Source organism: Pseudomonas sp. Au-Pse12, from assembly GCF_021341665.1.
Taxonomy (GTDB): domain Bacteria; phylum Pseudomonadota; class Gammaproteobacteria; order Pseudomonadales; family Pseudomonadaceae; genus Aquipseudomonas.
The window spans coordinates 1-15,464 of the sequence record NZ_JAJTTH010000026.1; the positions used below are offsets into that span (position 1 = coordinate 1).

Consider the following 15,464-nt stretch of genomic DNA (forward strand, 5'->3'; position numbering starts at 1 on the left):
GGTGCCAACGTTGACGTGCGGTTTGTTACGTTCAAATTTTTCTTTAGCCACGACAATTAACTCCTAGCCTAAAGGGGAGACTGAATCAGCCTTGTTTTTTAACGAGAGCTTCGACGATGTTCGACGGAGCTTCGGCGTATTTGGAGAATTCCATGGAGTAGCTCGCGCGACCCTGAGACATGGAACGAACGTCAGTTGCATAACCGAACATTTCACCCAGTGGCACTTCAGCACGGATAACCTTGCCGGACACCGAGTCATCCATACCCTGAATCAGACCACGACGACGGTTCAGGTCACCCATCACGTCACCCATGTAGTCCTCTGGGGTTACCACTTCAACCTTCATGATCGGCTCGAGCACAACGCCGCCACCCTTCTGGGCCAGCTGCTTGGTCGCCATGGAGGCCGCCACCTTGAACGCCATCTCGTTGGAGTCGACGTCGTGGTAGGAACCATCGAACACGGTAGCCTTCAGGCCGATCAGCGGATAGCCGGCAACGACGCCGTTCTTCATCTGCTCTTCGATACCCTTCTGGATAGCCGGGATGTATTCCTTAGGAACCACACCACCAACAACTTCGTTGGTGAAGACCAGACCTTCGGTGATGTTGCCGTTCGCATCAACGTCTGGCTCCGAGAAACGGATCCAGCAGTGACCGAACTGACCGCGACCGCCGGACTGACGAACGAACTTGCCTTCGATCTCGACGTTGCTCTTGCTGATCTTCTCGCGGTACGAAACCTGCGGCTTGCCGATGTTCGCTTCAACGTTGAACTCGCGCTTCATGCGGTCAACGAGAATGTCCAGGTGCAGCTCACCCATACCAGAGATGATGGTCTGACCAGTCTCTTCGTCGGTCTTGACGCGGAACGACGGGTCTTCCTGAGCCAGCTTGCCCAGTGCGATACCCATCTTTTCCTGGTCCTGCTTGGTTTTCGGCTCTACAGCTACCGAAATTACAGGCTCAGGGAAGTCCATACGCTCAAGAATGATCTGCTTATCGAGATCGCACAGGGTGTCACCAGTGGTGACGTCCTTCATGCCGATCAGGGCAGCGATGTCGCCTGCACGTACTTCCTTGATCTCTTCACGCTGGTTGGCGTGCATCTGCACCATACGACCAACGCGCTCTTTCTTGCCCTTGACCGAGTTGATCACGGAGTCGCCCGAGCTCAGGAAGCCCGAGTAAACACGCACGAAAGTCAGAGTACCAACGAACGGGTCGGTAGCGATCTTGAATGCCAGAGCCGAGAACGGTTCAGCATCGTCAGCGTGACGCTCGTCGTAGTCAGCCTCTACCAGCTCATCCTTCGGCTTCTCGATGAGATCCGGGTGAATACCCTTGATCGCCGGGATTTCGGTAGGGGCAGGCAGGAAGTCGATAACGGCGTCAAGAACCAGGGGAACACCCTTGTTCTTGAACGAAGAACCGCAGACAGCCGGAACGATCTCGCTAGCCAGGGTGCGCGCACGCAGACCGGCCTTGATCTCTTCGACAGTCAAGTCACCTTCTTCAAGGTACTTGTTCATCAGCTCTTCGTTGGCTTCAGCAGCCGCTTCAACCATGTTGGAGCGCCATTCATTAGCCAGGTCCAGCATATCGGCAGGAATTTCTTCCTCGCGATAGGTAGTACCCTTGTCTTCGTCGTTCCAGTAGATAGCCTTCATCTTGATCAGATCGACCTGACCTTCGAAGTTATCTTCAGCGCCGATAGCCAGCTGAACCGGAACTGGAGTATGACCCAGACGGTTTTTGATCTGGCCAACAACGCGCAGGAAGTTAGCACCGGCACGGTCCATCTTGTTCACGTAAACAACACGTGGAACGCCGTATTTGTTGGCTTGACGCCATACGGTTTCAGACTGAGGCTCAACACCGGAAGTACCGCAGAACACAACGACCGCGCCGTCGAGTACACGCAGCGAACGCTCTACTTCAATGGTGAAGTCAACGTGGCCGGGGGTATCGATAACGTTTACACGATAGTTATCGTATTGGCCGCGCGAACCTTTCCAGAAGGTAGTTACAGCAGCGGAGGTAATGGTAATACCACGCTCCTGCTCCTGCACCATCCAGTCGGTGGTCGCAGCGCCGTCATGCACCTCACCCATCTTATGGCTGAGACCTGTGTAAAACAGGATCCGCTCGGTAGTGGTAGTCTTGCCCGCGTCAACGTGGGCACAGATACCGATGTTACGGTAGCGGTTGATTGCTGTAGTACGAGCCATAAAGCCCTCGCAAAATGAATGATGCCGATATTAGAAGCGGTAGTGCGAGAAAGCCTTGTTGGCTTCAGCCATACGGTGAACGTCTTCACGCTTCTTAACTGCAGCACCTTTGCCTTCGGCAGCGTCCAGCAGTTCGCCAGCCAAACGCAGAGCCATAGACTTCTCGCCGCGCTTGCGGGCGAAGTCTACCAACCAGCGCATTGCCAGAGCGTTACGACGGGACGGACGAACTTCGACCGGAACCTGGTAAGTAGCACCGCCTACACGGCGCGACTTCACTTCGACCAGCGGAGCGATGGCGTCGAGAGCTTTCTCGAAGATTTCCAGGGGATCGCTGTTCTTGCGCTCTTTAACTTTTTCCAGCGCGCCATAAACGATACGCTCGGCAACGGCTTTCTTGCCGCTTTCCATTACGTGGTTCATGAACTTGGCGAGGATCTGGCTTCCGTATTTCGGATCGTCCAGAATCTCACGTTTGGCTGCTACGCGACGTCTTGGCATTGATAAGCCCTCAAACGGTCTTCAGGTTAGCTCGGGACAGTTGATCCAATGGACGCGTGCCCGACCTTACTCTTATCGACTCAATATAATTAAAAACCGCAAAACGACCGATTACTTCGGACGCTTGGTACCGTACTTCGAACGACCTTGGTTACGACCTTTAACGCCGGAAGTATCCAGGGAGCCGCGAACGGTGTGGTAACGAACACCTGGCAAGTCTTTTACACGGCCGCCGCGAATCAGTACGACGCTGTGCTCTTGCAGGTTGTGGCCTTCACCACCGATGTACGAGGAAACCTCGAAACCGTTGGTCAGACGCACACGGCATACTTTACGCAGTGCCGAGTTAGGTTTTTTCGGCGTAGTGGTATACACGCGAGTGCACACGCCACGACGTTGCGGGCAGTTCTGCAGCGCAGGCACGTCGGATTTCTCGACGATACGCTTACGCGGCTGACGTACCAGCTGGTTGATAGTTGCCATCTACTAGCTCCACTGTTGTCTTTCGACATAAACAAAATGGCAGAGCAGGAGCTCCACCAAATTTAGGGGTACAAGAGTCTAAAGAGGATCTTGCCCCCAGTCAAGGCAAGGCCCCGGCCTCCCCGATCAACGAACCTCGACAAAAAGTGTCTTGATTCTCAACCGAAAAAGCCGGGGCCCCGTCTCAATCTATTGCAGACCTCAATTACCGCTGGAGTTCAGCGCTTCAGTCAGTGCTGCTTCGACTTCGCTTGCGCTTACACGCAATGGCTTGTCTGCATCACGACGACGCTTGCGCTCGCTGTGGTAGGCCAGGCCGGTACCGGCGGGGATCAGACGACCCACGACCACGTTTTCTTTCAGGCCGCGCAGGTAGTCGCGCTTGCCGGTTACCGCCGCTTCGGTCAGTACACGAGTGGTCTCTTGGAAAGAGGCCGCCGAGATGAACGATTCGGTGGACAAGGACGCCTTGGTGATACCCAGCAGTACGCGGGTGAACTTGGCGACGAACTTGTCTTCGGTGCTCAGGCGCTCGTTTTCTACCAGTACGTGAGTCAGTTCCATCTGGTCGCCCTTGATGAAGCTGGAGTCGCCGGACTCGGCAATCTCAACTTTACGCAGCATCTGACGCAGGATGGTCTCGATGTGCTTGTCGTTGATCTTCACGCCTTGCAGACGGTAAACGTCCTGGATCTCGTTAACGATGTACTTGGCCAGCGCACTTACACCCAACAGACGCAGGATATCGTGTGGATCGCTCGGACCGTCGGAGATAACTTCGCCGCGGTTCACTTGTTCGCCTTCGAAGACGTTCAGGTGACGCCACTTCGGAATCAGCTCTTCATACGGATCGCTACCGTCGTTCGGAGTAATGACCAGACGACGCTTGCCTTTGGTCTCCTTACCGAACGCGATGGTGCCGCTGACTTCAGCCAGAATCGACGCCTCTTTCGGACGACGAGCTTCGAACAAGTCGGCAACACGCGGCAGACCACCGGTGATGTCACGGGTCTTCGAAGTTTCTTGCGGAATACGAGCGATAACATCACCGATCGCAATCTGCGCACCGTCGGCAACACCGACCAGGGCGTTAGCCGGCAGGAAGTACTGAGCCGGTACGTCGGTACCTGGCAGCAGCAGATCCTTGCCATCCATACCCACCATCTTCACAGCAGGACGAATGTCCTTACCGGCAGCTGGACGGTCTTTGACGTCAAGTACTTCAATGTTGGTCATACCGGTCAATTCGTCAGTCTGACGCTTGATCGTGATGCCTTCTTCCATGCCCACGTAGGTCACAGTACCTTTCATTTCGGTAACGATCGGGTGGGTGTGCGGGTCCCACTTGGCGACGATAGCGCCAGCATCGACCTTGTCACCTTCCTTCACCGAGATCACAGCACCGTACGGCAGCTTGTAGCGCTCGCGCTCGCGACCGAAGTCGTCGGCGATAGCCAGCTCACCGGAACGGGACACGGCAACCAGGTGACCGTCGACACGCTCAACGTGCTTCAGGTTGTGCAGACGGACGGTACCGCCATTCTTCACCTGAACACTGTCAGCTGCCGAGGTCCGGCTTGCCGCACCACCGATGTGGAACGTACGCATGGTCAGCTGGGTACCCGGCTCACCGATGGACTGGGCAGCGATAACGCCAACCGCTTCACCGATGTTCACCTGGTGACCACGAGCCAGGTCACGGCCGTAGCACTTGGCGCAGATGCCATAGCGGGTTTCGCAGCTGATCGGCGAACGCACGATCACTTCGTCGATGCTGTTCAGCTCGATGAATTCGACCCACTTCTCGTCTACCAGAGTGCCGGCAGGAACGATGACGTCCTCGGTACCTGGCTTGAATACGTCACGGGCGATAACACGACCCAATACGCGCTCACCCAGTGGCTCTACAACGTCACCGCCTTCAATGTGCGGAGTCATCAGCAGGCCGTGTTCGGTGCCGCAATCGATCTCGGTAACAACCAGATCCTGCGCAACGTCAACCAGACGACGAGTCAGGTAACCGGAGTTAGCAGTCTTCAACGCGGTATCCGCCAGACCTTTACGAGCACCGTGAGTCGAGATGAAGTACTGGAGTACGCTCAAACCTTCACGGAAGTTCGCAGTAATCGGCGTTTCGATGATGGAGCCGTCCGGCTTGGCCATCAGACCACGCATACCGGCCAGCTGACGAATCTGTGCAGCGGAACCCCGTGCACCCGAGTCAGCCATCATGTACATCGAGTTGAACGATTCTTGCTCGACTTCGTCGCCATTGCGGTCGATGACCTTCTCTTTCGAGAGGTTAGCCATCATCGCCTTGGACACTTCGTCGTTAGCCTTCGACCAAAGGTCGATCACTTTGTTGTACTTCTCGCCCTGAGTTACCAGGCCCGAGGCGTACTGGCTCTCGATTTCCTTCACTTCATCGGTGGCAGCACCGATGATGCGAGCCTTTTCATCCGGGATAACGAAGTCGTTAACACCGATGGAAACGCCGGAAATGGTCGAGTAAGCGAAACCGGTGTACATCAACTGGTCAGCGAAAATAACGGTCTCTTTCAGACCCACCACGCGATAGCACTGGTTGATCAGCTTGGAGATCGCCTTTTTCTTCATCGGCAGGTTGACGACATCGAAAGACAGACCCTTCGGCACAACCTGGAACAACAGCGCACGACCAACAGTGGTGTCGACAATACGGGTGGCGCTCACGCTGCCGCCATCACGATCATTAACGGTTTCGCTGATGCGAACCTTGATCTTGGCGTGCAGAGCCGCTTCGCCGGCGCGGAATACGCGGTCGACTTCCTGCAGGTCGGCGAATACACGACCTTCGCCCTTGGCGTTGATCGCCTCACGAGTCATGTAGTACAGACCCAATACAACGTCCTGCGACGGAACGATGATTGGCTCACCGTTGGCTGGCGACAGAATGTTGTTGGTCGACATCATCAACGCACGCGCTTCCAGCTGGGCTTCCAGCGTCAGCGGTACGTGCACGGCCATTTGGTCGCCGTCGAAGTCGGCGTTGTACGCAGCACAGACCAGAGGGTGCAGCTGGATAGCCTTACCTTCGATCAGAACCGGTTCAAATGCCTGGATACCCAAACGGTGAAGGGTCGGTGCACGGTTGAGCAGCACTGGGTGTTCGCGAATCACTTCAGCGAGAACGTCCCAAACTTCTGGCAGCTCGCGCTCGACCATCTTCTTGGCGGCTTTGATGGTGGTGGCCAGGCCACGCATTTCCAACTTGCCGAAAATGAACGGCTTGAACAACTCCAGAGCCATCTTCTTCGGCAGACCGCACTGGTGCAGACGCAGGGTCGGACCTACGGTAATTACCGAACGACCGGAGTAGTCAACACGCTTACCGAGCAAGTTCTGACGGAAACGACCTTGCTTACCCTTGATCATGTCAGCCAGGGATTTCAGAGGACGCTTGTTGGAACCGGTGATAGCGCGGCCACGACGACCGTTGTCGAGCAATGCGTCGACAGCTTCCTGCAACATACGCTTTTCGTTGCGCACGATGATGTCCGGAGCAGACAGATCCAGCAGGCGCTTCAAACGGTTGTTACGGTTGATCACTCGACGATACAGATCGTTGAGGTCGGAAGTCGCGAAACGACCGCCATCCAGCGGAACCAGCGGACGCAGATCTGGCGGCAGAACCGGTAGAACGGTCAGCACCATCCACTCTGGCAGGTTGCCGGAACCCTGGAAGGCTTCCATCAACTTCAGACGCTTGGACAGCTTCTTGATCTTGGTTTCCGAGTTGGTTTGCGGAATCTCTTCGCGCAGACGGCCAATCTCGTGCTCCAGGTCGATAGCGTGCAACAGCTCGCGAACAGCCTCGGCACCCATGCGGGCGTCGAAGTCGTCACCGAACTCTTCCAGCGCTTCGAAGTACTGCTCGTCGTTCAGCAGCTGACCTTTTTCAAGAGTGGTCATGCCTGGATCGATAACGACATAGCTCTCGAAATAGAGAACCCGCTCGATATCACGCAGGGTCATGTCCATCAGCAAGCCGATACGGGACGGCAGCGACTTCAGGAACCAGATGTGGGCAACCGGCGAAGCCAGTTCGATGTGCGCCATACGCTCACGACGAACCTTGGCCAGTGCAACTTCAACGCCACACTTCTCGCAGATCACGCCGCGATGCTTCAAGCGCTTGTACTTACCGCACAGGCACTCGTAATCCTTTACCGGGCCAAAGATCTTGGCGCAGAACAGGCCGTCACGCTCAGGCTTGAACGTACGGTAGTTGATGGTTTCCGGCTTTTTAACTTCACCGAACGACCACGAACGGATCATCTCAGGCGAGGCCAATCCGATACGGATGGCGTCGAACTCTTCGACTTGACCCTGGTTTTTCAGCAAATTCAGTAGGTCTTTCAAGGCCTTTCCTCCTGGCGGAGCAGAGAGCGGGCAATCCTGCCCCGCTCTCGATTCGCGTCACGTGTTATTCGGTTTCCAGATCGATATCGATGCCGAGGGAACGAATTTCTTTGATCAACACGTTGAAGGACTCGGGCATGCCCGGCTCCATACGGTGATCGCCATCCACGATGTTTTTGTACATCTTGGTACGGCCGTTCACATCGTCCGACTTCACTGTGAGCATTTCTTGCAGAGTGTATGCAGCACCGTATGCTTCCAGTGCCCAGACCTCCATCTCCCCGAAACGCTGACCACCGAACTGCGCCTTACCACCCAGCGGCTGCTGGGTAACCAGGCTGTACGAACCGGTAGAACGAGCGTGCATCTTGTCGTCTACCAAGTGGTTCAGTTTCAGCATGTACATGTAGCCAACGGTAACTGGACGCTCGAACTTATTGCCGGTACGGCCGTCGGTCAGCTGCATCTGGCCGCTTTCTGGCAGGTCAGCCAGTTTCAGCATGGCCTTGATTTCGCTTTCCTTGGCGCCGTCGAACACCGGAGTGGCCATTGGCACGCCGCCGCGCAGGTTGTTCGCCAGATCCAGGATCTCCTGGTCGGAGAAGCTGTCCAGGTCTTCGTTACGACCGCCGATCTGGTTGTAGATCTCGTCCAGGAAGGTGCGAAGCTCTGCGACCTTGCGCTGCTCTTCGACCATGCGGTTGATCTTCTCGCCCAGACCCTTGGCCGCAAGACCCAGGTGAGTTTCGAGAATCTGACCAACGTTCATACGCGAAGGTACGCCCAGCGGGTTGAGAACCACGTCGACCGGGGTGCCATTGGCATCGTGCGGCATGTCTTCAACCGGCATGATCACGGAGACCACACCCTTGTTACCGTGACGACCGGCCATCTTGTCGCCCGGCTGGATGCGACGACGGATTGCCAGGTAGACCTTGACGATCTTCAGCACGCCTGGAGCCAGGTCATCGCCCTGCTGCAGTTTGCGCTTCTTGTCTTCGAACTTGTCGTCCAGCAGACGGCGGCGATCAACGATGTAGGCCTGGGCCTTCTCGAGCTGCTCGTTCAGAGCATCTTCAGCCATGCGCAGTTTGAACCACTGGCCATGCTCAAGACCGTCGAGAACTTCGTCGGTGATTTCCTGACCTTTCTTCAGGCCGGCGCCGCCTTCGGCTTTGTGGCCGACCAGAGCGGAACGCAGACGTTCGAAAGTAGCGCCTTCAACGATGCGGAACTCTTCGTTCAGATCCTTGCGGATCTCGTCGAGCTGGCTCTTCTCGATCGACAGGGCACGAGCATCACGCTCCACGCCGTCACGAGTGAAGACCTGCACGTCGATGACAGTACCTTTGGTGCCGGTAGGCACACGCAGGGAGGTGTCTTTAACGTCGCTGGCTTTTTCACCGAAAATCGCACGCAGCAGTTTTTCTTCCGGAGTCAGCTGGGTCTCGCCTTTCGGAGTGACCTTACCTACCAGGATGTCGCCTGCGCCAACTTCAGCACCTACATAAACGATACCGGCTTCGTCCAGCTTGTTCAGTGCAGCCTCACCCACGTTCGGGATGTCCGCAGTGATTTCCTCTGGGCCAAGCTTGGTGTCACGAGCCACACAGGTCAGTTCCTGGATGTGGATCGTGGTGAAGCGGTCTTCCTGAACCACACGCTCGGACAGGCAGATGGAGTCTTCGAAGTTGAAGCCGTTCCATGCCATGAACGCGATGCGCATGTTCTGACCCAGAGCCAGTTCACCCATGTCGGTGGACGGACCGTCGGCCATGATGTCGCTGCGCTGAACCCGATCACCCTTGCTCACCAGCGGACGCTGGTTGATGCAGGTGTTCTGGTTGGAGCGGGTGTACTTGGTCAGGTTGTAGATGTCGACACCGGCTTCACCGGTTTCAACTTCGTCATCAGCCACACGAACCACGATACGGCTGGCATCGACCGAGTCGATCACACCGCCACGACGAGCTACGACGCAAACGCCGGAGTCACGGGCAACGTTGCGCTCCATGCCGGTACCTACCAGCGGCTTGTCGGCACGCAGGGTTGGTACAGCCTGACGCTGCATGTTGGAACCCATCAACGCACGGTTGGCGTCGTCGTGCTCGAGGAACGGAATCAGCGACGCTGCAACCGAAACTACCTGCTTCGGCGAAACGTCCATCAAGGTGACGTCTTCCGGCGCCTTAACGGTGAATTCGTTCAAGTGACGAACAGCTACCAGCTCATCGACCAGTTGACCTTTGTCGTTCATGGTCGCCGAAGCCTGGGCGATCACGTGATCGGCCTCTTCAATGGCGGACAGGAACACGATCTCGTCGGTTACCAGTGCGTCTTTCACCACACGGTACGGGCTTTCGAGGAAGCCGTACTGGTTGGTGCGCGCATAGGCCGCCAAGGAGTTGATCAGACCGATGTTCGGACCTTCAGGCGTTTCAATCGGGCATACACGACCATAGTGAGTCGGGTGTACGTCACGGACTTCGAAGCCTGCACGCTCACGGGTCAGACCACCTGGGCCGAGTGCAGAAACACGACGCTTGTGGGTGATCTCGGACAGCGGGTTGTTCTGGTCCATGAACTGGGACAGCTGGCTGGAACCGAAGAACTCTTTCACCGCCGCAGCCACTGGCTTGGCATTGATCAGGTCTTGCGGCATCAGGCCTTCGCTTTCAGCCATCGACAGACGCTCTTTGACCGCGCGCTCTACACGCACCAGGCCAACGCGGAACTGGTTCTCGGCCATTTCGCCTACGCAGCGAACACGACGGTTACCCAGGTGGTCGATGTCGTCGACGATGCCTTTACCGTTACGGATGTCGACCAGAGTCTTCAGTACGGCAACGATGTCTTCTTTGCACAGAACGCCCGAACCTTCGATCTCGGTACGACCGATACGACGGTTGAACTTCATCCGGCCAACGGCGGACAGGTCATAGCGCTCAGGGCTGAAGAACAGGTTGTTGAACAGCGTCTCGGCAGCATCTTTGGTTGGTGGCTCGCCAGGACGCATCATGCGATAGATCTCGACCAGGGCTTCCAGTTGGTTGCTGGTGGAGTCGATCTTCAGAGTGTCGGAAACGAACGGACCGCAGTCGATGTCGTTGGTGTACAGAGTTTCGATGCGAACAACCTGAGCCTTGGCAATTTTCGCCAGGATCTCGGTGTTCAGCTCGGTGTTGCACTCTGCCAGGATCTCGCCGGTAGCCGGGTGCACGATAGCCTTGGCGGTGGTGCGACCCAGGACGTAGTCCAGAGGCACATCCAGCTCTTTGATACCGGCTTTTTCCAGCTGGTTGATGTGACGAGCGGTGATACGACGACCCTGCTCGACAATAACCTTGCCCTTGTCATCCTGGATGTCCAGAACGGCAATTTCACCACGCAGGCGCTGAGGCACCAGCTCCAGGCTCAGGCTCTCGCCTTTCACGTGGAATACGTTGGTGGTGTAGAACGCGTCCAGCACTTCTTCAGTGGTGTAACCCAGCGCGCGCAGCAGAACCGATGCCGGCAGTTTGCGGCGACGGTCGATACGCACGAACACGCAGTCTTTCGGGTCGAATTCGAAGTCCAGCCACGAACCGCGGTAAGGAATGATCCGCGCGGAGTACAGCAGCTTACCGGAGCTGTGCGTCTTGCCACGGTCGTGGTCGAAGAATACGCCAGGAGAACGGTGCAGCTGGGAAACGATTACACGCTCGGTACCGTTGATTACGAAGGTACCGTTCTCAGTCATCAGGGGGATTTCACCCATGTAGACTTCTTGCTCTTTGATGTCCTTGATCGCTTTGTTCGACGATTCTTTGTCGAAAATGATCAGACGAACTTTTACCCGCAAAGGTACGGCGTAAGTCACACCACGCAACACGCATTCTTTAACATCAAACGCCGGTTCGCCCAGGCGATAACCGACATACTCCAACGCAGCATTGCCGGAGTAGCTGATGATCGGGAAAACGGATTTGAAGGCCGCATGCAGGCCCACGTCGCGGAACTGATCTTTAGTCGCTCCCGCTTGCAAGAATTCACGATACGAATCCAGCTGGATGGCCAGGAGGTACGGCACATCCATGACGTCCGGCAACTTGCTAAAGTCCTTGCGGATACGTTTTTTCTCAGTATATGAGTAAGCCATCAGCGTTCCCCAGCTTGGTCACCTGCTTATTCGGCTCCTCCCGACGGGAGCAGCCAGAAAATCGTGCAAACCCTTTGGTTTGCGCCACCGCACAGGGTGGGTTACAGCACGTTATTGGCACCGACCCAGTCGGCCGCCAATAACGGAAAAAGGCCGGTGGCAAAAGCCACCAGCCATCAGCCGTTCGCTTAACGCTTGGGCTGGAGACACAAAGTCGATGCTTACTTGAGCTCGACTTTAGCGCCTGCTTCTTCCAGAGCTGCTTTGGCTTTTTCAGCTGCTTCTTTAGCAACAGCTTCCAGAACCATGGCAGGAGCGCCGTCAACTACAGCCTTGGCTTCTTTCAGGCCCAGACCGGTCAGTTCACGTACAGCCTTGATCACGTTAACTTTCTTCTCGCCAGCTTCGGTCAGCATGACGTTGAATTCAGTTTGCTCTTCAACAACAGCGGCAGCAGCAGCTGGGCCAGCAGCGGCAACAGCAGCGGTAACGCCGAAGGTTTCTTCCATTGCTTTGATCAGCTCAACAACTTCCAGAACGGTTTTCTGGCCGATTGCTTCGATGATTTGCTCGTTAGTCAGAGACATGACTATAAATTCCTGTATTGGGGTGACAGCCTACGCAGCCATCAAATTAAACATATGATTTTGAAAGGGCTTGCAGTGCCTTAGGCAGCAGCAGCTTCTTTCTGGTCGCGAATAGCCGCCAGAGTACGAGCCAGCTTGCTGGTAGCGCCTTGAATCACGCTCATCAGCTTCGCAATAGCTTCGTCGCGAGTTGGCAGCGAAGCCAACACGTCGATCTCGTTTGCTGCGAGGTACTTGCCCTCGAACGCAGCTGCCTTGATCTCGAACTTGTCCTGACCCTTTGCGAACTCTTTGAAAATACGAGCAGCAGCGCCCGGATGTTCCTTGGAGAATGCAATCAGGGTAGGGCCGACGAACGCGTCGTTGAGCACGTCATATTGAGTGCCTTCAACAGCGCGCTTGAGCAGGGTGTTACGTACGACACGTACATAAACACCAGCTTCGCGGGCCTCTTTACGGAGTCCGGTCATAGCGCCTACTGTCACACCACGGGCATCAGCCACGACAGCGGACAGAGCGGCTTTGGCAGCCTCGTTGACTTCAGCGACGATGGCCTTCTTGTCTTCGAGTTTAATTGCCACGGGTTTAACTCCTGCTTGTTACCGTTTCATCCAACCGGAGTTGGATGTCGTTTTGGTGTCTGATTCGGTAAGGAACCGGGAGCACCATCTGCGTAGGCTTGTGGTTTAAGACTTGCGTCGCCTACGGTCTTGGATAGCCCCCGCCAGGCAGGGACCCCAATTTTTCAACTGACACAATCGCTTGCGTCAGCTTATGTCTTATACGTCCAGCGAACCTTGGTCGATGACCAAGCCTGGGCCCATAGTAGTGCTCAGGGTAACGCGCTTGACGTAGATACCTTTCGAAGAAGCTGGCTTGATACGCTTGAGATCAGCGATCAGAGCTTCAACGTTTTCCTTCAGCTTGACGGCGTCGAAGCCGACCTTGCCAACGGAGGTGTGGATGATGCCGTTTTTGTCGGTGCGGTAGCGAACCTGACCAGCTTTGGCGTTCTTAACGGCCGAGGCTACGTCTGGAGTTACGGTACCGACTTTCGGGTTAGGCATCAGGCCGCGAGGACCCAGAACCTGACCCAGCTGACCTACAACGCGCATTGCATCCGGGGAAGCAATAACTACGTCATAGTTCAGGTCGCCGGCTTTCATTTCGGCAGCCAGATCGTCCATACCTACGCGGTCTGCACCGGCAGCCAAGGCGGCTTCAGCAGCTGGACCCTGGGTGAACACAGCAACACGTACAGTCTTGCCAGTGCCGTGTGGCAGCACGGTAGCGCTACGAACAACCTGGTCAGATTTACGTGGGTCTACGCCCAGGTTCACAGCTACGTCTACAGACTCGCTGAACTTAACGGTCGACAGCTCGGTCAGGAGAGCGGCAGCTTCTACGAAGTTGTAGGCCTTGCCTGCTTCAATCTTGCCGGCGATAGCCTTTTGGCGCTTGGTCAGCTTAGCCATTACACACCCTCCACGTTAAGGCCCATGCTACGAGCAGAACCGGCGATAGTACGCACGGCTGCATCCATATCAGCTGCAGTCAGATCGGCGTTTTTGGTTTTCGCGATCTCTTCCAGCTGAGCACGGGTAACAGTGCCAACCTTAACGGTGTTTGGACGAGCAGAACCGCTGGTCAGACCAGCAGCTTTCTTCAGCAGAACCGAAGCTGGGGTGCTCTTAGTTTCGAAAGTGAAGCTGCGGTCACTGTAAACAGTGATGATCACAGGAGTCGGCAGACCTGGCTCAAGACCCTGAGTACGGGCGTTGAAAGCCTTGCAGAATTCCATGATGTTCACGCCGTGCTGACCCAGAGCAGGACCAACGGGCGGGCTTGGGTTGGCCTGAGCGGCCTTAACTTGCAGCTTGATGTAAGCAGTAATCTTCTTAGCCATGAGGCACTCCAATTACGGGTTCAGACGCCTAGAAAGGCTCCCCGGTTACTTGCGCGTTTATCCCAGTGACGAAAAAACCCCACAGCCTAAGGCTGCGGGGTATGGGATTCTCGTTCAGTTATGCCTTTTCGACCTGACTGAACTCTAGCTCTACCGGAGTAGAGCGACCGAAAATGAGCACCGCCACTTGAATGCGGCTCTTTTCGTAGTTAACTTCTTCGACCGTGCCGTTAAAGTCAGCAAATGGGCCGTCAGTAACACGAACCACTTCACCCGGCTCAAACAAGGTCTTAGGCTTGGGCTTGTCGCTACCATCAGCCACACGACGCAGAATTGCTTCCGCCTCTTTATCGGTGATAGGAGCCGGCTTATCAGCAGTACCGCCAATAAAGCCCATGACACGAGGAGTATCCTTGACCAAGTGCCAAGTACCCTCGTTCATATCCATCTGCACCAGCACGTAGCCTGGAAAGAATTTACGCTCGCTCTTGCGCTTCTGGCCATTGCGCATCTCAACCACTTCTTCAGTGGGGACCAGAATTTCGCCGAAGCCATCTTCCATGCCAGCCAGCTTCACACGCTCGATCAACGAACGCATTACATGCTTCTCGTAACCCGAGTAAGCATGCACAACGTACCAACGCTTAGCCACGGGACACCCTTAGCCAACAATCAAGGAAACAAGCCAGCCGAGCAGGGAATCTAAACCCCACAACAGCAACGCCATGACCAACACAACAGCCACAACAATCAAAGTGGTCTGCGTAGTCTCTTGGCGAGTTGGCCATACGACTTTACGAATCTCAGTGCGCGCTTCCTTAACCAGAACAAAGAACGACTTACCCTTGGCAGTTTGCAAGCCAACAAAGGCAGCAACAGCAGCAATGACAAGTAGCGCTAGGACACGGTACAGGATCGGCGAAGCAGAATAGTACTGATTGCCAACAACACCAACAACCACCAAAGCAACCACAACGAGCCACTTTAGCAGATCGAAGCGAGAGCCTTGAGCTTCAGCCTTAGGAGTCATCTATGAAGATCCTGTGAAAAGAAAGCCAGACACATTGAGTGAATCTGGCAGGTCAGGAGGGAATCGAACCCCCAACCTACGGTTTTGGAGACCGTCGCTCTGCCAATTGAGCTACTGACCTAAAAACAAAATCAGGCCGACCATTATGTCGGCCCGATGGAGATATATCAAGAACTTATTCGATG

The 15,464-nt window shown here is 55.5% G+C and carries 11 protein-coding genes and 1 tRNA gene; all 12 read right to left on the reverse strand.

Annotated features, from left to right (window positions below):
- Positions 1 to 85: 85 nt before the first annotated feature.
- The gene (gene fusA / locus LXM55_RS32095; RefSeq protein WP_233324169.1) at positions 86 to 2,233 is read right to left on the reverse strand and encodes an elongation factor G; all 2,148 of its coding nucleotides are present in this window, start codon (positions 2,231 to 2,233) and stop codon (positions 86 to 88) included.
- A gap of 30 nt (positions 2,234 to 2,263) precedes the next feature.
- Entirely contained in the window at positions 2,264 to 2,734 is a 471-nt protein-coding gene (gene rpsG, locus LXM55_RS32100; protein ID WP_007925959.1) for a 30S ribosomal protein S7, read from the reverse strand.
- Positions 2,735 to 2,845: 111 nt separating this feature from the next.
- Positions 2,846 to 3,217, reverse strand: coding sequence for a 30S ribosomal protein S12 (gene rpsL, locus LXM55_RS32105; protein WP_003186084.1), 372 nt, complete (start codon positions 3,215 to 3,217; stop codon positions 2,846 to 2,848).
- A 201-nt stretch (positions 3,218 to 3,418) separates the two neighbouring features.
- Positions 3,419 to 7,618 (reverse strand): DNA-directed RNA polymerase subunit beta', encoded by a 4,200-nt coding sequence (gene rpoC, locus LXM55_RS32110; protein ID WP_011063778.1) that lies wholly within the window; start codon positions 7,616 to 7,618, stop codon positions 3,419 to 3,421.
- 64 nt (positions 7,619 to 7,682) lie between these two features.
- Positions 7,683 to 11,756 (reverse strand): DNA-directed RNA polymerase subunit beta, encoded by a 4,074-nt coding sequence (gene rpoB, locus LXM55_RS32115; RefSeq protein ID WP_011063779.1) that lies wholly within the window; start codon positions 11,754 to 11,756, stop codon positions 7,683 to 7,685.
- Between the two features lie 221 nt (positions 11,757 to 11,977).
- On the reverse strand, positions 11,978 to 12,343 hold the full coding sequence (rplL, locus tag LXM55_RS32120; RefSeq protein ID WP_060841342.1) for a 50S ribosomal protein L7/L12: 366 nt from the start codon (positions 12,341 to 12,343) through the stop codon (positions 11,978 to 11,980).
- A gap of 80 nt (positions 12,344 to 12,423) precedes the next feature.
- Positions 12,424 to 12,924, reverse strand: coding sequence for a 50S ribosomal protein L10 (gene rplJ / locus LXM55_RS32125; protein WP_025132369.1), 501 nt, complete (start codon positions 12,922 to 12,924; stop codon positions 12,424 to 12,426).
- Between the two features lie 198 nt (positions 12,925 to 13,122).
- Positions 13,123 to 13,818: a 50S ribosomal protein L1 gene (gene rplA / locus LXM55_RS32130; RefSeq protein WP_123723271.1), complete on the reverse strand. Its 696-nt coding sequence runs from the start codon at positions 13,816 to 13,818 to the stop codon at positions 13,123 to 13,125.
- Complete coding sequence (gene rplK / locus LXM55_RS32135) at positions 13,818 to 14,249, reverse strand: 50S ribosomal protein L11 (protein WP_003176435.1); 432 nt, start codon at positions 14,247 to 14,249, stop codon at positions 13,818 to 13,820. The genes rplA and rplK overlap by 1 nt, the downstream gene beginning before the upstream one ends.
- Before the next feature lie 118 nt (positions 14,250 to 14,367).
- Positions 14,368 to 14,901 carry a transcription termination/antitermination protein NusG gene (gene nusG, locus LXM55_RS32140; protein ID WP_002555501.1) on the reverse strand — a complete coding sequence of 178 codons (534 nt, stop codon included), beginning with the start codon at positions 14,899 to 14,901 and terminating at the stop codon, positions 14,368 to 14,370.
- A gap of 9 nt (positions 14,902 to 14,910) precedes the next feature.
- Positions 14,911 to 15,279: a preprotein translocase subunit SecE gene (secE, locus tag LXM55_RS32145; protein ID WP_007916493.1), complete on the reverse strand. Its 369-nt coding sequence runs from the start codon at positions 15,277 to 15,279 to the stop codon at positions 14,911 to 14,913.
- 45 nt (positions 15,280 to 15,324) lie between these two features.
- Positions 15,325 to 15,400: transfer RNA gene (locus LXM55_RS32150), tRNA-Trp, on the reverse strand.
- Positions 15,401 to 15,464 lie beyond the last annotated feature (64 nt).